This window comes from Streptococcus sp. Marseille-Q6488 (assembly GCF_946902925.1).
Classification (GTDB): Bacteria; Bacillota; Bacilli; order Lactobacillales; family Streptococcaceae; genus Streptococcus.
In genome coordinates this window covers 53,407-70,096 of record NZ_CAMPPZ010000001.1, presented here as the reverse complement: position 1 = coordinate 70,096, position 16,690 = coordinate 53,407, and the positions used below count along the sequence as shown (strand labels likewise).

Below are 16,690 nucleotides of genomic sequence, written 5' to 3'. Positions count from 1 at the left end.
TAGTATTGCGAACTCACAATTATTTCTACTTTACCATAATTCTATAGGAGTATCGCACAAAAAGTCGGAAGCCCGACTTTTAAAATGTTACATAAATTATGTTATGACCTAGTAGATTTGATTTTATCAGTGCTGCTTAGGGAAAAATAGTGTTTCTATGCTAGAAACTAAATTACACAGCTTTCACATTGGTTAGCACCGACTTCTCCACCGTCATCTGTAAAGGTACGGACGTAGTAGATAGACTTGATTCCCTTGTTAAAGGCATAGTTACGAAGGATGGACAAGTCACGTGTCGTTTGTTTATTTTCCCTCTTCCATTCGTAAAGGCCTTTTGGAATGTCACTACGCATGAAGAGGGTGAGTGAAAGTCCTTGATCCACGTGTTCAGTCGCAGCAGCGTAAACATCGATGACTTTACGCATATCCATATCGTAGGCAGAAGTGTAGTAAGGAATGGTTTCTGTAGACAAGCCAGCAGCAGGGTAGTAGATTTTACCAATTTTCTTCTCTTGGCGTTCTTCGATACGTTGCGTAATCGGGTGGATAGAAGCAGAAACGTCGTTGATATAGCTGATAGAACCATTTGGCGCTACAGCAAGGCGGTTTTGGTGGTAAAGACCATCTGCTTGAACCTTGTCGCGAAGTTCAGCCCAGTCAGCAGCACTTGGGATAAAGACATCTTTGAAAAGTTCTTTAACACGGTCTGATTTTGGAATAAATTCGCCAGTTACATACTTGTCGAAGTAGCTTCCCTTAGCATAGTCTGATTTTTCAAAGTTGTGGAAGGTGATACCACGTTCACGCGCAATATTGTTTGATTCAACCAAGGTCCAGTAGTTCATAAGCATAAAGTAGATGCTTGTAAATTCAACAGACTCAGGCGATCCATATTCAATGAGTTGTTGAGCAAGGTAGCTGTGAAGTCCCATGGCACCAAGACCAAAGGTATGAGCTTGGCTATTTCCGTGGTCGATGGTAGGAACAGCTACGATGTGTGAACTATCTGTAACGAAAGTTAAAGCACGAACCATAGCACGGATAGAACGACCAAAATCAGGTGAAGTCATCATGTTGACCACGTTGGTTGAACCAAGGTTACATGAAACATCCGTTCCCATCTGAAGGAATTCTTGAGCATCGTTGATCAAGCTTGGTTCTTGGACCTGAAGAATCTCAGAACACAAGTTACTCATGATAATCTTACCATCAATAGGATTTGCACGGTTGGCCGTATCAATGTTGACGACATAAGGATAGCCAGACTCTTGTTGCAATTTGGAGATTTCAGTTTCCAAATCACGCGCCTTGATTTTTGTCTTGCGAATATTTGGATTTGCAACTAGTTCATCGTATTTTTCAGTAATATCGATGTAGTTGAATGGCACACCGTATTCTTTTTCTACAGAGTAAGGGCTGAAGAGGTACATTTCTTCATTTTTACGAGCCAATTCGTAGAATTTATCTGGTACAACGACACCAAGTGAAAGGGTCTTGACACGAACTTTTTCATCGGCGTTTTCTTTCTTAGTTGAAAGGAAGGCGATGATATCTGGGTGAAAGACGTTGAGGTAGACAACCCCAGCACCTTGACGTTGCCCCAATTGGTTTGAGTAAGAGAAGCTATCTTCGAAGAGTTTCATAACTGGTACGACACCAGAAGCTGCTCCTTCATACCCCTTGATAGGTGCACCAGCTTCACGAAGGTTGCTGAGGGTAATTCCCACACCACCACCAATACGTGAAAGTTGAAGGGCAGAGTTGATAGAACGTCCGATAGAGTTCATGTCATCCGTCACTTGGATTAAGAAACAAGATACCAACTCCCCACGACGAGCACGTCCAGCATTCAAGAAGGAAGGAGTAGCAGGTTGGTAGCGTTGGTGGATGATTTCATTGGCAATATCGATTGCAACAGCTTCATTCCCATCAGCGAAATAAAGGGCGTTAAAGAAGACACGGTCTTCCATACTTTCAAGATAATATTCACCGTCATTAGTCTTTAAGGCATATTGATTGTAAAATTTATAAGCAGCCATGAAAGACTTGAATTGGAAGTTTTGGTCTTTGATAAATTGTGACAATTCTTCCAAGAACTCTGGACGGTATTTCTTGATAAAGGCTGTTTCGATGTAGTTGTGGTCAATGAGGTAGTTGATTTTATCTTTAATTGAATCAAAAACCATAGTGTTTGGAACGACATTTTCTTTAAAGAAGGCATCCAAGGCTTCCTTATCTTTATGAAGCATGATTTGTCCATTAACAGGACGGTTGATTTCGTTATTGAGACGGAAGTAAGTCACGTCTTCAAGATGTTTTAATCCCATAAAATTTCCCTTATCTAATTACAAAAGAAAGGCTTCTAAGTTAGGCCTAGAAGCAGTTTCTTCTGGATGATGTACTAAGATTATGCTAATTGTTTCAGTTTTCCTGGTTGGAAACCTGAAAAGACTTCAGTTGGTGTTTGAATAATAGGAGCTGCGCTAAAACCGAGTTCTTTGACTTGATCGATGTACTCAGGCTGCTCATCAAGATTGATTTCTTTATATTCAACGTTATTACTGTCCAAGAAACGTTTGGTCATTTTACATTGGACACAATTGTTTTTAGAATAAACGGTTACCATTGTGTAACTCCTCTTCAAAATTTAATACTATCTTAGTATATCAGAAAATAAAAATTTGTCAATGATTTAAACTAAATATAGTGGTCTGTTTTTCTAGTCAAGCTCACAAAACACAATATGTAGTGTTTGCTTTATAAAATAGCAATGATTATCCTATAAATCGTTTTTAAAGAAACTATATCCTGTGTTTTATTATCTAGGACAGAAGATTTTCAGCAAGTTATCTGAAAGGAAATTGAAGGAAAATCCAGAAAATGCTTGAAAAAAATCCTAGAAGATGGTATAATACCAAATTGTAAGGGTTATCACATATAACTCAAAAAAAGAAAGAACAAAAGGAGAGTCAAACTATGGCTTCTAAAGATTTCCACGTAGTGGCAGAAACAGGTATTCACGCACGTCCAGCAACATTGTTGGTACAAACTGCTAGCAAATTTGCTTCAGATATCACTCTTGAGTACAAAGGTAAATCAGTTAACCTTAAATCAATTATGGGTGTTATGAGTCTTGGTGTTGGCCAAGGTGCTGACGTAACTATCTCAGCTGAAGGTGCAGATGCAGATGACGCTATCGCTGCAATCTCAGAAACAATGGAAAAAGAAGGATTGGCATAAGGGAAATGACAGAAATGCTTAAAGGAATCGCAGCATCTGACGGTGTTGCAGTTGCAAAAGCATATCTACTCGTTCAACCGGATTTGTCATTCGAGACTATTTCAGTCGAAGATACAAACGCAGAAGAGGCTCGTTTGGATGTTGCTCTTGAAGCTTCTCAAAACGAGCTTTCTCTTATCCGCGAGAAAGCTGTAGGTACGCTTGGTGAAGAAGCGGCTCAAGTTTTTGACGCTCATTTGATGGTTCTTTCTGACCCAGAATTGATTGGTCAGATTAAAGAAACAATTCGTGCTAAGAAAGTCAATGCAGAAGCAGGTCTTAAAGAAGTGACTGACATGTTCATCACTATCTTTGAAGGTATGGAAGACAACCCATACATGCAAGAACGTGCAGCGGACATCCGCGACGTGACAAAACGTGTATTGGCAAACCTTCTTGGTAAGAAATTGCCAAACCCAGCTTCTATCAATGAAGAAGTAATCGTGATTGCACATGACTTGACACCATCTGATACAGCTCAATTGGACAAAAACTTTGTAAAAGCTTTTGTAACCAACATCGGTGGACGTACAAGCCACTCAGCTATCATGGCACGTACACTTGAAATTGCAGCTGTATTGGGAACAAATAACATCACTGAAATCGTCAAAGACGGTGATATCCTTGCCGTTAACGGAATTACTGGTGAAGTGATTATCAACCCAACAGATGAACAAGCGGCAGAATTTAAAGCAGCTGGTGAAGCTTATGCTAAACAAAAAGCTGAATGGGCACTTTTGAAAGATGCTCAAACAGTGACTGCTGACGGTAAACACTTTGAGTTGGCTGCTAACATCGGTACTCCAAAAGACGTTGAAGGTGTTAACAACAACGGTGCAGAAGCTGTTGGACTTTACCGTACAGAGTTCTTGTACATGGATTCTCAAGATTTCCCAACAGAAGACGAGCAGTATGAAGCATACAAGGCTGTTCTTGAGGGAATGAATGGTAAACCAGTGGTTGTTCGTACAATGGATATTGGTGGAGATAAGGAACTTCCTTACTTCGATATGCCACACGAAATGAACCCATTCCTTGGATTCCGTGCCCTTCGTATCTCTATTTCTGAAACTGGAGATGCAATGTTCCGTACACAAATCCGTGCCCTTCTTCGTTCTTCTGTTCATGGTCAATTGCGTATCATGTTCCCAATGGTTGCCCTCTTGAAAGAATTCCGTGCAGCTAAAGCAGTTTATGAAGAAGAAAAAGCAAATCTTCTTGCTGAAGGTGTTGCAGTTGCGGATGACATCCAAGTTGGTATCATGATTGAAATTCCTGCAGCAGCCATGCTTGCAGACCAATTTGCAAAAGAAGTAGACTTCATGTCAATTGGAACAAACGACTTGATCCAATACTCAATGGCAGCAGACCGTATGAACGAGCAAGTTTCATATCTTTACCAACCATATAACCCATCAATCCTTCGATTGATTAACAACGTTATCAAGGCAGCTCACGCTGAAGGTAAATGGGCTGGTATGTGTGGTGAGATGGCTGGTGACCAAAAAGCTGTTCCACTTCTTGTCGGAATGGGCTTGGATGAATTCTCTATGTCAGCAACATCTGTCCTTCGTACACGTAGCTTGATGAAGAAATTGGACGCTGCTAAGATGGAAGAGTACGCTAACCGTGCCCTTACAGAGTGTTCAACAATGGAAGAAGTCCTTGAACTTCAAAAAGAATACGTTAACTTCGATTAATGTGATTAACCTTGTAACCTAGTTGCAAGGTTTTTTGCTACATTTTGGAAAAGTATAGTCCTATAAAGTCCACTTTTCAATGGTTCAGAGGCATGGTATAATAGGGGAAAGTAATTAGAATAAGAGAGAAACCATGTCTAAAGAAATTGATATTGAGTATTACCACCAATTAGCTTTACAAAAGCAGAAGGAACATCGCAAAGTTTTAGCCGATTTAAAGAAAAAACCTCCTAAAAACCTAGACAAGATAGCCCAGCAGATTCACCAAGAAGTCTTTGCGGAGATTGATTGTACGGCCTGTGCCAACTGTTGTAAGACTTTGGGACCCGACTTTAAAGAAGCGGATATTACACGAATTGCCAAGTATTTTAAGATGAAATTACCAGCTTTTGAAGCGGAGTTTCTGCAGGTAGATGAAGATGGAGATAAGGTTTTCAAATCCATGCCCTGCCCATTTTTAGGAGGAGATAACCTTTGTTCTATCTATGACGTTCGTCCAAAGGCCTGTCGTGAATTCCCTCATACTGACCGCAAAAAGATCCATCAAATCAACCATTTGACGATTAAGAATACCTTGACCTGTCCAGCAGCCTATCTCTTTGTTGAGAAATTAAAGGATAAGTTGTAGAGATTTAAAGGATAAAAAATCTCTAATAATAACTAGTAATATGAAGGGAGTACTCCTGTGCCTAGACCGAAAACAAAAGAGGATCTAATGCTGGCCTCTAAGGAAAACTATGAAAAGCTCAATCGTTTCATCTCCCAACTAAGTGAAGATGAGCTACAGACTCCATTTGATTTTTCAAGAGACCCAAAGAAAAAAGAAGCTCACTGGAAAAGGGATAAAAATCTACGGGATGTCTTGATCCATCTTTATGAATGGCATCAGTTGCTTTTGACTTGGGTTTATTCTAATCAAAAAGGTCACGAAAGACCTTTTCTCCCTGAACCTTATAATTGGAAAACTTATCGAGAAATGAATGTCGCTTTTTGGAAGAAGCACCAGAAAACCTCCTTAGAAGAAGCGACTATACTCCTAGAACAATCACATAGGGAGGTTTTAGAGTTGATAGAAGTTTTTAGCAATGACGAACTCTTTACCAAAGGTGTCTATAAGTGGACGGGTGGGACAAGTCTAGGTTCCTACTTTGTTAGTAGCACGTCAAGCCACTATGATTGGGCTCTGAAAAAACTCAAAGCTCATCGGAAGAATTGTAAGGGATAGATGGACTTTTTGAAATTGCAAGAATGAGTTCTTTTAAACGTAATACTCAATGAAAATCAAATTCAAACTGCGTCAACGTCGCCTTGCCGTACTCAAGTACAGCCTGCGGCTAGTTTCCTAGTTTGCTTTTTGATTTTCATTGAGTATAAGATAAAAGCAAAGGGCTATCAAGTGATGTAGCCCTTTTGAGTTATACAAGCAAATTACCATGCAAAAGCTGTCGTTGGAGCATTGAGCGCTTCTAACCATTGCTTATTTTTTACAGGGCAAAGAGTTACGGATATACCTGCCATATCTAGACTGGTCATAAATGTTCCTGATTTTATAAAGGTAATAGTGACTCCTTCAATTTCTAAGAGTTGAAGGATGTCATTGATAAATATGCCCATTTCTAGGTTGGTAGTAGTACCTAGATTATTTACAAGCAATATAAATTGATCACCCTTTTTCCAATGATAGTGCAATCTTAATTTACTTATAATTTCATTTGCAAGGATTTCCGATGATTGGAATGGGACGATACGATAGCCTTCTTCGCCATGTATCCCAATACCATAAGAAATATTTCCTTCTTCCAAGTTAAATAGTGGAAGGGGGGCTTGGGGGAGACTAGCAGCTTTCGTTGCAAAGCCAATTGTTGCGATTTCGGGAGCAAGTTCATGACCTAAATCAGTTAGTTGCTCTATGTCGGCACCATTTTGAGCTGCATATCCTAGGATTTTATGAAGTAAGATTGTCCCTGCAAGTCCCCTTCCTCTAATTTGAAATCTATTGTGAGGTTCAATAGAAATATCGTCGTGTGCTAGACTATAGCCGACTTTAATTCCTTCTTGTCTAGCGGTGTTAATGGCCCAGCTAAATTCTTTGATGTCTGCTTCGAAATTTTTTACAATGATGAAGACACCGTGACCATTGTTTAAAAAACGAATGGACTCTAAGATTTCAGTTCTTGTAGGTGGAGTAAATAATTGGCCATAGATAGCAGCAGTAAGCATTCCTTCTCCCACATATCCAATATGCGCAGGTTCGTGACCGGAACCTCCACCCGACAAGATTGGAACCTGATGAGGATTTCGATTTTTTTGATAGACTAATGGTAAAGTAGGGTGTTTTTCTAATTCGGGATGACTGCTAACAGTTGCTGAAATGTAACTTGAAATAATTTTCTGTTTATGATTTGAAATAAATGTCATTGTGGTCTCTTTCCAATAATTGTCATGATTAGAAAGTCTGGTTGTGGAACTGGACTTTTTTTATTGACGTAAGCCTTCACGATTTCTGCTAGAGCATGTGAATGATAGTCTAACAAAAAACAAGTATAAGCAGATGAATCGATATCAATCTGACCGTATTCTCTTAAAATTTTTGATACAAGCAAGCGACAGTAGCTGATAAAGTGGTCATAGAAGTTATTTTGCCCTTGAATATCAAAAAGTTGAATATAAAAGTCACGCTCTTGTTCGAAATAAAAAAATAATTCTTGTAATAGTTTTTGGCCTGAAATAAAGTCCAAGTTATTGGTGATATACTCGGTTAAGTCATTTTCAAATATCCAGTCGAGCAGTTCATATTTGTCAAGAAAGTGATTATAAAAGGTCTGTCTACGAATGCCAGCTGATTCCATAATATCTACAATAGAGATTTTGTCAAATTCTCTAGTAGCTAATAGATCTCTAAATGCCTTGGCAATCCGTTTTTTTGTAATAAGTGATGATGCCATAGGAAACCTTTCTTTTACTTCCTTCATTTTACCAAAAAAATGTTTGAAACGGGTTTAAAAGGGGACAAATAATAGAATCTGTCCCTTATCAGCCAGCGATAAAAAATATATAATGAAAGCGAAAATAAAGGTAGATGCCGAAAGGAGTTTCTCATGAAAAAAATTATAAATGAACCGACACAGGTTGTTGATGAAATGTTGCAGGGGTTGTCATTCATGCATGATGACTTGGTTCAACGCTTAGATGGTTTTGATGTTATCGTTAGAAAGGCAGAAAAGACAGGAAAAGTTGGACTCATTTCTGGTGGAGGTTCAGGACATGAACCAAGTCACGCTGGATTTGTAGGAGATGGAATGTTGTCTGCTGCTATTTGTGGAGCAGTCTTTACCTCACCTACTCCCGACCAAATTTTAGAAGCCATTAAGGCAGCTGATGAAGGTGCTGGGGTCTTTATGGTCATCAAGAACTATTCTGGTGATATTATGAACTTTGAAATTGCACAAGAACTTGCTGAAATGGAAGGTATTGACGTAGCAAGCGTTGTGGTTGATGATGATATCGCTGTTGAAAATAGTCTCTATACCCAAGGTCGTCGAGGTGTTGCGGGTACTATTTTAGTCCATAAAATTTTGGGGGCTGTAGCTCGTTCTGGTAAATCATTAGCTGAAATAAAGGATTTGGCAGATAAACTTGTGTTAGAAATTAAAACAATTGGTCTTGCCTTGTCTGGAGCAACTGTTCCTGAAGTTGGCAAACCAGGATTTGTTTTAGAAGATGATGAATTTGAATATGGAGTTGGTATTCACGGTGAGCCAGGGTATAAGAAAGAGAAAATGCAGCCTTCCGCACAATTGGCATCAGAATTAGTTGAAAAATTATCTGAAGGTTTCCAACTTAAAACTGGTGAACGATATGGGCTTCTCATCAATGGTTTAGGAAGCACGCCTCTTATGGAACAATATGTATTTGCAAATGATGTGGTAAAATTGCTCCATGAAAAAGGTGTTGAGTTGGCATTTAAGAAAATTGGAAACTACATGACTTCAATCGATATGGCTGGATTGTCATTAACATTGATTCGATTGGCAGATGATGAGTGGTTGGATGCTCTAAATGCACCTGTTACTACACCAGCTTGGTAAAACTCAAGGAGGAAATATCGAATGAATGCTGAACAAGCTCTTGAATGGATGAAGCTTTTTAATGAAAAGATTCAAGAACAGAAAGATTATCTTAGTGAGCTAGACACTCCTATAGGAGATGGAGACCACGGTGGAAATATGGCGCGTGGAATGGCTGCAGTTATGGAAAACTTAGAAGGAAAGCAATTTGAGACCAGCAGTGATGTGTTTAAACTTGTCTCAATGCAACTACTGAGTAAGGTAGGCGGTGCTTCTGGTCCCTTGTATGGCTCTGCTTTTATGGGCATGGCCAAGGCTGATTCAAATTCGAAATTAGAAGAAATCTTACAAAGTGGTTTGGATATGATTGTCAAACGCGGGAAAGCAGAAGTTGGAGAAAAGACAATGGTTGACGTTTGGACTCCTGTTATTGCTGCCTTGTCTGATGGCCAGTTGACTCAAGAGGTTATTGATCAGGTAGTGAATGCTACCAAAGATTTACTTGCAACTAAAGGAAGAGCATCTTATGTAGGAGAACGATCTCTCGGACATATTGACCCTGGATCATTTTCATCAGGATTACTCTTTACTGCTCTATTAGAAACTGGGGTGGTTTAATGGGAAGCATTGGTCTTGTTATCGTTTCACATTCCAAACACATTGCACAAGGTCTTGTTGAACTGATTAGTGAAGTAGCTAAAGATGTTCCGATTACTTATGTAGGAGGAACCGAAGATGGAGGAATTGGAACGAGTTTTGATCAGGTAGATAGGGTTGTTTCTGAAAATCAAGCAGATACTTTACTAGCCTTTTTTGACCTAGGTTCTGCTAAAATGAATTTAGAAATGGTGGCTGATTTCAGTGATAAGAGTATCATCATCAACAGTGTTCCAATTGTAGAAGGCGCCTATACTGCAGCTGCTCTTCTACAGGCTGGGGCAGAACTATCGGTTATTCAAACACAGTTGGCGGAGCTTGAAATCAATAAATAAGGAATCTTCCTATTATTCCTTTTTAGGTGAGTTATTACTTATCTCTACTATCAAAGTTTAAGTAGATTATTACAAAATCAGAAAGGGATTGCTTGGGCAGTTCCTTTTTAATTTAACAGAAGTAAAGCCATAGAGTTTCTAAATTGTGAACCATTCAAAACTAATTGTAATGGGATTATTCTAGCTTTAGAATCCTTCAAAAATTTAGATTTAAAGCAATCAATGACTTAGAAGAGTACGAAAACATTTAGTTTATAGGAATTTTAGTCCTAGAATTACATGGATATTTATGAAGTTGAGTTGTTCGATAGCTAGAATTGTTCTATTCTGAAAGATTTGGGCTGTCAATTGTATAGGATAGTGTTATTCTATGTTAGATTCCAGTAAAAATGATTGGATAAATAATATTAAAGAAAAATCAAAATCATAATTTTGTTTAATATGGTATAATATTTCTAATAATTTAAATATAATGAGGTAGTAATTTATGGATGAAGTTTTATTTTTTGGAGAAGATGACTTCGATATTCTTGATATTGATGGTTATGAACTAAAACCCTCATCGTTTTTTAATAAGTTACCAGAAATAGCCAAACCATTAGTCAAAAATGCAAATAAAATCTTATCTGAAGTAGAAAAAATGTTATATTCTGCTCCAGCCTTTATCAATGTTGTCCAATCTAGTATACCTGAAGAGGTTTTTCAGGCAATTCTTTCTCCAGAACAACGGGAACAAATTGCTCAAGGAGTGTTAAAATTAATGACCAAGAAAGATGGCTCTCTTTTGGCGGTATTAGTAGATACTAATACTAATAAAGTCGTTGGAAATGTACCATTGAAATCTGTTAAGTTGGCACCAGAATTAAATAAAGCGCTAGCCGATTATTCGTCACAAATTCAAATGGCTCAGATTGCAGAGGAGATTCAGAATGTACAATATGCTATCGAGGACGTCAGAAAAGGACAGGAGTCAGATAGACTCGCAATAGCCTATAGTTGTCAACAGAAACTCTTGCAAGCTAGAGAGATATCAGATTCAAACATTAGAACAATGATGTTACTGCAAGTTATTTCAGATGCAGAAGATAGTAGAAATCTCTTAATGCTTAGTCAAAAATCAAATGTAAATTTTATCAAAGAACAACCAGATTCTACTTGGGGTAAGTTATTAAAAGGGGATAAACCAGATAAAATTGAAGCTCGTATGAATGAGATTAGAGATGGATTAGCAGCTGTAAATATCGTTTCACTATCAGCAGCAATAGCTTATAATGAGTTGGGCGAGAAAAAAGCTGCTCAAAAAAGTTTGGATTACTTTGGGAAATTTATTAACGAAACTTATCTCAGTTCTCAGAAATTAGTAGAGAGACTTGATTTACTTGATCCTTCGCCTACAAATTACTGGACAAAAGAATTGCCAAAAATTGAAACTTCGATAATGAAATTGCCAAATAAAACAGATTCTATTGAGACAGAGGTGCTAGAATGAAAGAAATAAAAAAATGCAAGACATGTACTAGGGATTTACCATCAAGTTATAAGCACAATAAGTGCGAATCGTGTAGAAACAAAAAAATAGATGAAGCAAAAAAGATACTTAAAGTTGTTGGACAAGTTGGAAGTGTGGTTACTCCAGTTGTAGTTGGTATGTTGATGAATAAAACTAAGAAAAAGAAGAAATAAACTAATCTATTAAATACCTAGAAAGGAAAACTCTCAAATTGTCCTACAAATTTCTACTTTTCGACCTTGACCACACTCTTCTTGATTTTGATGCTGCTGAGGATGTGGCTTTGACGCAACTTCTAAAAGAAGAAGGAGTTGCAGATATTCAGGCTTATAAAGACTATTATGTTCCTATGAATAAGGCTCTCTGGAAGGACTTAGAGCAAAAGAAAATCAGTAAACAAGAGCTGGTTAACACGCGCTTTTCTCGTTTATTTGCTCACTTTGGACAGGAAAAAGACGGTAGTTTTCTAGCCCAGCGTTATCAATTTTACCTCGCTCAGCAGGGGCAAACGATTTCGGGTGCTCATGAACTTTTGGACAGCCTCATCGAGCGTGATTATGAGCTATATGCTGCGACAAATGGCATTACTGCCATTCAGACAGGGCGTTTGGCTCAGTCTGGTCTAGCACCTTATTTCAATCAAGTCTTTATCTCTGAACAATTGCAAACACAAAAGCCTGATGCTCTCTTTTATGAAAAAATCGGTCAACATATTGCAGGTTTTAGCAAAGAAAAGACGCTGATGATTGGAGATTCCCTAACCGCCGACATTCAAGGCGGCAATAATGCGGGGATTGACACTATCTGGTACAACCCTCATCGTGTTGAAAATCACACACAAGCCCAGCCGACTTACGAAGTCCATTCTTACCGAGACTTGCTGGATTATTTAGATAAACTGTAAAAAGTGGTTTAGAAAGCCACTTTTTGCTATAATAGAGGCAGTAAAAATGAAGGAGTCGGCTATGGGACACTCATCTTGGCATGCTTTGATTAAGGAGCAATTACCTGAGGGTTATTTCGGGAAAATCAATCAGTTTATGGAGCAGGTCTATTCTCAAGGGACTATTTATCCACCCAAGGAAAAGGTTTTTCAGGCTCTCTTGACCACACCCCTAGAAGACGTTAAGGTGGTGATTCTAGGGCAAGATCCCTATCACGGGCCAGGTCAAGCGCAGGGCTTGAGTTTTTCTGTACCTGACTCTATCCCAGCTCCGCCATCCTTGCAAAATATCTTGAAAGAATTGTCAGATGATATCGGGATCAAGAAATCTCATGATTTGACAGCTTGGGCTGAGCAAGGAGTACTCCTTTTAAATGCTTGCTTGACAGTTCCAGCTGGACAGGCCAATGGTCATGCTGGTCAGATATGGGAGCCTTTTACGGATGCTGTGATTCAGGTGGTCAATCATCTAGATAGACCAGTCGTTTTTGTACTCTGGGGAGCTTATGCACGTAAGAAGAAGGCCTTAGTTACCAATCCTCATCACTTGATTATCGAATCAGCCCATCCCAGTCCGTTATCTGTTTACAGAGGATTTTGGGGTTCCAAGCCTTTTTCCAAGGCCAATACATTCTTAAAAGAGACAGGACAAGAGCCAATCGATTGGCTTAGATAAGGAGAAAATATGCCTCAGTTAGCGACGATTTGCTACATTGATAACGGAAAAGAACTGCTCATGCTCCATCGTAATAAGAAGCCTAATGATGTCCATGAAGGAAAATGGATTGGTGTGGGTGGTAAGCTAGAGCGAGGAGAGACACCTCAGGAATGCGCGGCGCGGGAAATTTTTGAAGAAACAGGGCTCAAAGCTAAGCCAGTTCTAAAAGGTGTTATCACTTTTCCTGAATTTACACCTGATTTAGACTGGTACACCTATGTTTTTAAGGTGACAGAGTTCGAGGGGGACTTGATTGAATGCAACGAGGGAACACTAGAATGGGTTCCCTATGATGAGGTTTTGAGCAAGCCTACTTGGGAAGGTGACCATACCTTTGTTGAGTGGCTTTTAGAGGACAAACCCTTCTTTTCAGCCAAGTTTGTTTATAATGGGGATAAATTGTTGGATACCCAAGTTGATTTCTATGAATAAAGGAGAAAGCAGATGCTAGTAATCAAAAACGGTCGTGTAATGGATCCCAAGTCTGGTTTGGATCAAGTGTGTGATGTTCTAGTCCAAGATGGGGAAATTATCAAAATTGCACCTGAGATTAAAGAAGAAGGAGCAGAAATCTTAGATGCTACAGGTCTAGTCGTTGCTCCTGGTTTGGTCGATATTCATGTGCATTTCCGTGAACCTGGTCAAACGCACAAGGAGGATATCCATACTGGTGCCTTAGCAGCCGCTGCAGGTGGTTTTACAACGGTTGTCATGATGGCTAATACTAGTCCAACCATTTCGGACGTGGAGACTTTGCAAGAAGTTCTCCAGTCAGCTGCCAAAGAGAAGATTCATGTTAAGACGGTTGCGACCATTACTAAAAATTTTAATGGGCAAGATTTGACTGACTTTAAGGCACTTTTAGAAGCTGGAGCCGTTGGTTTTTCTGATGACGGTATTCCGCTTGAGAGCAGTAAGGTTGTCAAGGAAGCCATGGAGGAAGCCAAAAAGCTTAATACCTTTATCAGTCTCCATGAGGAAGAACCAGGTTTGAATGGGATTCTTGGTTTTAACGAAAATATTGCTAAAGAACATTTCCATATCTGCGGTGCGACTGGGGTGGCTGAGTATGCTATGATGGCGCGTGATGTCATGATTGCCTATGCGACCAAGGCTCATGTTCACATTCAGCATTTGTCGAAGGAAGAGAGTGTCAAAGTAGTTGAGTTTGCTCAGGGGCTGGGTGCGCAAGTAACAGCAGAAGTAGCGCCACAGCATTTCTCTAAGACAGAAGCTCTTCTTTTGACACAAGGTAGCAATGCTAAGATGAATCCGCCGCTTCGTTTGGAATCAGACCGTCGTGCTGTTATCGAAGGTCTTAAATCAGGTGTCATCACAGTTATCGCGACTGACCACGCGCCTCACCATGCGGATGAAAAAAATGTTGAGGATATTACCAAAGCACCATCTGGCATGACAGGTTTGGAAACCTCTCTTTCACTCGGTTTGACTTATTTGGTGGAAGCTGGAGAGTTGAGCTTGATGGAATTACTAGAAAAAATGACCTACAACCCAGCCAAGCTTTATAACTTTGAAGCAGGTTACTTGGCTGAGAATGGTCCAGCGGATATCACTATCTTTGACGCTAAGGTTGACCGCCTTGTGGACTCCCATTTTGCTTCGAAAGCAGCTAATTCACCATTCATCGGTGAAACCTTAAAAGGGCAGGTTAAATTTACCATTTGTAAGGGACAAATCGTCTATCAAGCTTGATAGGAGTTGGAATATGAATTATTTTCGAAAACGTAGGGAGAGACAAGCAAAATCTAATAGCGGAATTTACTGTCCCGCAGCCAATCGTTCTAAAATTCAATATGAAACTAAAGAAAAAGCCGATCATGCAGTTCAATATGATAATGGAGGTTTAGTTAGAAGCTATTATTGTCGTACATGTGCGTGTTGGCATACTACTTCAAAATCTAATAATCCTCCGCTAAGTTTGAAGAAATATGGTCTGAAACTCTTTGGTTTAGATAAATCAGAAGAATAGAAAGAGAAGTATGTATAAGACAAAGTGTTTACAAGAGAAGTTAGTATTATTTTTAAAAATTTTCTTCCCTATCCTGATTTATCAATTTGCCAATTATTCTGCCTCCTTTGTTGACACTGCAATGACAGGTCAATACAATACTATGGACTTGGCTGGTGTGTCTATGGCAACCAGTATCTGGAATCCTTTCTTTACCTTCCTGACAGGGATTGTGTCAGCCTTGGTGCCCATCATTGGTCACCATCTTGGTCGAGGCAAAAAGGAAGAAGTTGCGTCTGATTTTTACCAGTTCATCTATCTATCCCTGGGTCTATCTGTGTTCTTACTGGGGATGGTACTTTTCTTGGCACCACCTGTCTTGAATCATATTGGACTAGAAGCACCAGTGGCAGCAGTAGCGGTTCGTTATCTTTGGTTTTTATCTATCGGAATTATCCCCTTGTTACTTTTTAGCGTTATTCGTTCCTTGCTGGACTCGCTGGGGTTGACCAAACTGTCCATGTATCTTATGCTTTTATTACTGCCTCTCAATAGCGGATTTAACTATCTCTTGATTTACGGTGCCTTTGGTGTTCCAGAGCTGGGAGGTGCTGGGGCTGGTTTAGGTACTTCCTTGGCGTACTGGGTCTTGCTGGGAATTTCTGTTCTGGTTTTATTTAAACAGGAGAAGCTCAAAGCCCTACACCTTGAGAAACGAATTCCGCTTAATATGGATAAAATCAAGGAAGGAGTTCGTTTAGGTCTGCCTATTGGGGGGACTGTCTTCGCGGAAGTAGCCATCTTTTCCGTGGTTGGCTTGATTATGGCGAAGTTCTCGTCCTTGATTATCGCTAGTCACCAGTCAGCTATGAACTTTTCAAGTCTCATGTACGCCTTTCCTATGAGTATCTCATCGGCTATGGCCATTGTCGTGTCTTATGAAGTGGGAGCTAAGCGATTTGATGATGCGAAAACCTATATTGGTTTAGGAAGATGGACAGCCCTCATTTTTGCGGCCTTCACCTTAACCTTCCTTTACATTTTTAGGGGAAATGTGGCCAGTCTTTATGGTAACGACCCAAAATTTATCGATTTGACAGCGCGTTTTTTAACTTATAGTCTTTTCTTCCAGTTAGCAGATACCTTTGCGGCACCGCTTCAGGGAATTTTGCGGGGGTATAAGGATACAGTTATTCCTTTTTACCTTGGTTTGGTTGGTTATTGGGGCGTAGCAATCCCTGTGGCTACGCTATTTGATTCCCTAACAGATTTTGGAGCTTATTCTTACTGGATCGGCTTGATTATTAGTTTGATTGTGAGTGGGGCGCTCTACCGTTGGCGTCTAACTGTGATTATGAAGAGATTTGAATCCAGAAAAGCTTGATTTTTAGAATTCCTACAAGCAAAAATATCCTTCCTTATCTGCATTATTTTTGCTATAGTTACATTAGTAGTAGGTAGACGAGAACTTCAAAAATATAGAAACAATTGATATTCCACGCTACTTTGCTG

The 16,690-nt window shown here is 39.5% G+C and carries 19 protein-coding genes; 15 read left to right on the top strand and 4 right to left on the bottom strand.

Features of this window, described 5'->3' with window-relative positions:
• Nucleotides 1-167: 167 nt before the first annotated feature.
• Together nrdE and nrdH are read right to left on the bottom strand one after the other, a co-directional pair.
• Nucleotides 168-2,327 carry a class 1b ribonucleoside-diphosphate reductase subunit alpha gene (gene nrdE, locus OVN23_RS00260; RefSeq protein ID WP_267240071.1) on the bottom strand — a complete coding sequence of 720 codons (2,160 nt, stop codon included), beginning with the start codon at nucleotides 2,325-2,327 and terminating at the stop codon, nucleotides 168-170.
• An 80-nt stretch (nucleotides 2,328-2,407) separates the two neighbouring features.
• Nucleotides 2,408-2,626: a glutaredoxin-like protein NrdH gene (gene nrdH / locus OVN23_RS00255; protein WP_000259242.1), complete on the bottom strand. Its 219-nt coding sequence runs from the start codon at nucleotides 2,624-2,626 to the stop codon at nucleotides 2,408-2,410.
• A 350-nt stretch (nucleotides 2,627-2,976) separates the two neighbouring features.
• Here nrdH and OVN23_RS00250 point away from each other — a divergent pair, with 350 nt between their 5' ends.
• The 4 genes from OVN23_RS00250 to OVN23_RS00235 all read left to right on the top strand — a co-directional run bounded on the left by OVN23_RS00250 (nucleotide 2,977) and on the right by OVN23_RS00235 (nucleotide 6,204).
• Nucleotides 2,977-3,240 carry a phosphocarrier protein HPr gene (locus OVN23_RS00250; protein WP_000146947.1) on the top strand — a complete coding sequence of 88 codons (264 nt, stop codon included), beginning with the start codon at nucleotides 2,977-2,979 and terminating at the stop codon, nucleotides 3,238-3,240.
• 5 nt (nucleotides 3,241-3,245) lie between these two features.
• A complete protein-coding gene (ptsP, locus tag OVN23_RS00245; RefSeq protein WP_267240030.1) occupies nucleotides 3,246-4,979 on the top strand; it encodes a phosphoenolpyruvate--protein phosphotransferase in 1,734 nt (577 codons plus the stop codon).
• Between the two features lie 133 nt (nucleotides 4,980-5,112).
• Nucleotides 5,113-5,607, top strand: a complete 495-nt coding sequence (locus tag OVN23_RS00240) for a YkgJ family cysteine cluster protein (RefSeq protein ID WP_173233520.1) — start codon at nucleotides 5,113-5,115, stop codon at nucleotides 5,605-5,607.
• Between the two features lie 57 nt (nucleotides 5,608-5,664).
• Nucleotides 5,665-6,204: a ClbS/DfsB family four-helix bundle protein gene (locus OVN23_RS00235; RefSeq protein ID WP_173233518.1), complete on the top strand. Its 540-nt coding sequence runs from the start codon at nucleotides 5,665-5,667 to the stop codon at nucleotides 6,202-6,204.
• Nucleotides 6,205-6,407: 203 nt separating this feature from the next.
• On the opposite strand, the gene dhaQ is transcribed toward OVN23_RS00235, so the two are convergent.
• Both dhaQ and dhaS read right to left on the bottom strand, forming a co-directional pair.
• Nucleotides 6,408-7,397, bottom strand: coding sequence for a DhaKLM operon coactivator DhaQ (dhaQ, locus tag OVN23_RS00230; RefSeq protein WP_023936903.1), 990 nt, complete (start codon nucleotides 7,395-7,397; stop codon nucleotides 6,408-6,410).
• A complete protein-coding gene (gene dhaS, locus OVN23_RS00225) occupies nucleotides 7,394-7,924 on the bottom strand; it encodes a dihydroxyacetone kinase transcriptional activator DhaS (RefSeq protein ID WP_000168606.1) in 531 nt (176 codons plus the stop codon). The genes dhaQ and dhaS overlap by 4 nt, the downstream gene beginning before the upstream one ends.
• A gap of 153 nt (nucleotides 7,925-8,077) precedes the next feature.
• Between dhaS and dhaK the strand changes: the two genes are divergently transcribed.
• The 11 genes from dhaK to pdrM all read left to right on the top strand — a co-directional run bounded on the left by dhaK (nucleotide 8,078) and on the right by pdrM (nucleotide 16,562).
• Entirely contained in the window at nucleotides 8,078-9,067 is a 990-nt protein-coding gene (dhaK, locus tag OVN23_RS00220) for a dihydroxyacetone kinase subunit DhaK (RefSeq protein ID WP_173234975.1), read from the top strand.
• A gap of 21 nt (nucleotides 9,068-9,088) precedes the next feature.
• On the top strand, nucleotides 9,089-9,664 hold the full coding sequence (dhaL, locus tag OVN23_RS00215) for a dihydroxyacetone kinase subunit DhaL (RefSeq protein WP_024057029.1): 576 nt from the start codon (nucleotides 9,089-9,091) through the stop codon (nucleotides 9,662-9,664).
• Nucleotides 9,664-10,038 carry a dihydroxyacetone kinase phosphoryl donor subunit DhaM gene (gene dhaM, locus OVN23_RS00210; protein ID WP_173234977.1) on the top strand — a complete coding sequence of 125 codons (375 nt, stop codon included), beginning with the start codon at nucleotides 9,664-9,666 and terminating at the stop codon, nucleotides 10,036-10,038. The genes dhaL and dhaM overlap by 1 nt, the downstream gene beginning before the upstream one ends.
• A gap of 487 nt (nucleotides 10,039-10,525) precedes the next feature.
• Nucleotides 10,526-11,527: a hypothetical protein gene (locus tag OVN23_RS00205; protein WP_173249760.1), complete on the top strand. Its 1,002-nt coding sequence runs from the start codon at nucleotides 10,526-10,528 to the stop codon at nucleotides 11,525-11,527.
• Complete coding sequence (locus OVN23_RS00200) at nucleotides 11,524-11,721, top strand: hypothetical protein (protein WP_000658758.1); 198 nt, start codon at nucleotides 11,524-11,526, stop codon at nucleotides 11,719-11,721. The genes OVN23_RS00205 and OVN23_RS00200 overlap by 4 nt, the downstream gene beginning before the upstream one ends.
• Before the next feature lie 38 nt (nucleotides 11,722-11,759).
• Nucleotides 11,760-12,452, top strand: coding sequence for a YjjG family noncanonical pyrimidine nucleotidase (locus OVN23_RS00195; RefSeq protein ID WP_112443710.1), 693 nt, complete (start codon nucleotides 11,760-11,762; stop codon nucleotides 12,450-12,452).
• A 61-nt stretch (nucleotides 12,453-12,513) separates the two neighbouring features.
• Nucleotides 12,514-13,167 (top strand): uracil-DNA glycosylase, encoded by a 654-nt coding sequence (locus OVN23_RS00190; protein WP_267240029.1) that lies wholly within the window; start codon nucleotides 12,514-12,516, stop codon nucleotides 13,165-13,167.
• A 9-nt stretch (nucleotides 13,168-13,176) separates the two neighbouring features.
• Nucleotides 13,177-13,641 (top strand): NUDIX hydrolase, encoded by a 465-nt coding sequence (locus OVN23_RS00185; RefSeq protein WP_267240028.1) that lies wholly within the window; start codon nucleotides 13,177-13,179, stop codon nucleotides 13,639-13,641.
• Nucleotides 13,642-13,653: 12 nt separating this feature from the next.
• Nucleotides 13,654-14,922 (top strand): dihydroorotase, encoded by a 1,269-nt coding sequence (locus tag OVN23_RS00180; protein ID WP_267240027.1) that lies wholly within the window; start codon nucleotides 13,654-13,656, stop codon nucleotides 14,920-14,922.
• Between the two features lie 13 nt (nucleotides 14,923-14,935).
• The gene (locus OVN23_RS00175; RefSeq protein ID WP_267240026.1) at nucleotides 14,936-15,199 is read left to right on the top strand and encodes a hypothetical protein; all 264 of its coding nucleotides are present in this window, start codon (nucleotides 14,936-14,938) and stop codon (nucleotides 15,197-15,199) included.
• Nucleotides 15,200-15,209: 10 nt separating this feature from the next.
• Nucleotides 15,210-16,562 (top strand): sodium-coupled multidrug efflux MATE transporter PdrM, encoded by a 1,353-nt coding sequence (pdrM, locus tag OVN23_RS00170; RefSeq protein ID WP_267240025.1) that lies wholly within the window; start codon nucleotides 15,210-15,212, stop codon nucleotides 16,560-16,562.
• Nucleotides 16,563-16,690: the final 128 nt, after the last annotated feature.

What these genes read in the sequence shown, in the direction of transcription:
- nrdE (WP_267240071.1), bottom strand. Translation starts at nt 2,327, where the DNA reads ATGGGATTAAAACATCTTGAAGACGTGACTTACTTCCGTCTCAATAAC.
- nrdH (WP_000259242.1), bottom strand. Translation starts at nt 2,626, where the DNA reads ATGGTAACCGTTTATTCTAAAAACAATTGTGTCCAATGTAAAATGACC.
- OVN23_RS00250 (WP_000146947.1), top strand. Translation starts at nt 2,977, where the DNA reads ATGGCTTCTAAAGATTTCCACGTAGTGGCAGAAACAGGTATTCACGCA.
- ptsP (WP_267240030.1), top strand. Translation starts at nt 3,246, where the DNA reads ATGACAGAAATGCTTAAAGGAATCGCAGCATCTGACGGTGTTGCAGTT.
- OVN23_RS00240 (WP_173233520.1), top strand. Translation starts at nt 5,113, where the DNA reads ATGTCTAAAGAAATTGATATTGAGTATTACCACCAATTAGCTTTACAA.
- dhaQ (WP_023936903.1), bottom strand. Translation starts at nt 7,397, where the DNA reads ATGACATTTATTTCAAATCATAAACAGAAAATTATTTCAAGTTACATT.
- dhaS (WP_000168606.1), bottom strand. Translation starts at nt 7,924, where the DNA reads ATGGCATCATCACTTATTACAAAAAAACGGATTGCCAAGGCATTTAGA.
- dhaK (WP_173234975.1), top strand. Translation starts at nt 8,078, where the DNA reads ATGAAAAAAATTATAAATGAACCGACACAGGTTGTTGATGAAATGTTG.
- dhaL (WP_024057029.1), top strand. Translation starts at nt 9,089, where the DNA reads ATGAATGCTGAACAAGCTCTTGAATGGATGAAGCTTTTTAATGAAAAG.
- dhaM (WP_173234977.1), top strand. Translation starts at nt 9,664, where the DNA reads ATGGGAAGCATTGGTCTTGTTATCGTTTCACATTCCAAACACATTGCA.
- OVN23_RS00205 (WP_173249760.1), top strand. Translation starts at nt 10,526, where the DNA reads ATGGATGAAGTTTTATTTTTTGGAGAAGATGACTTCGATATTCTTGAT.
- OVN23_RS00200 (WP_000658758.1), top strand. Translation starts at nt 11,524, where the DNA reads ATGAAAGAAATAAAAAAATGCAAGACATGTACTAGGGATTTACCATCA.
- OVN23_RS00190 (WP_267240029.1), top strand. Translation starts at nt 12,514, where the DNA reads ATGGGACACTCATCTTGGCATGCTTTGATTAAGGAGCAATTACCTGAG.
- OVN23_RS00185 (WP_267240028.1), top strand. Translation starts at nt 13,177, where the DNA reads ATGCCTCAGTTAGCGACGATTTGCTACATTGATAACGGAAAAGAACTG.
- OVN23_RS00180 (WP_267240027.1), top strand. Translation starts at nt 13,654, where the DNA reads ATGCTAGTAATCAAAAACGGTCGTGTAATGGATCCCAAGTCTGGTTTG.
- OVN23_RS00175 (WP_267240026.1), top strand. Translation starts at nt 14,936, where the DNA reads ATGAATTATTTTCGAAAACGTAGGGAGAGACAAGCAAAATCTAATAGC.
- pdrM (WP_267240025.1), top strand. Translation starts at nt 15,210, where the DNA reads ATGTATAAGACAAAGTGTTTACAAGAGAAGTTAGTATTATTTTTAAAA.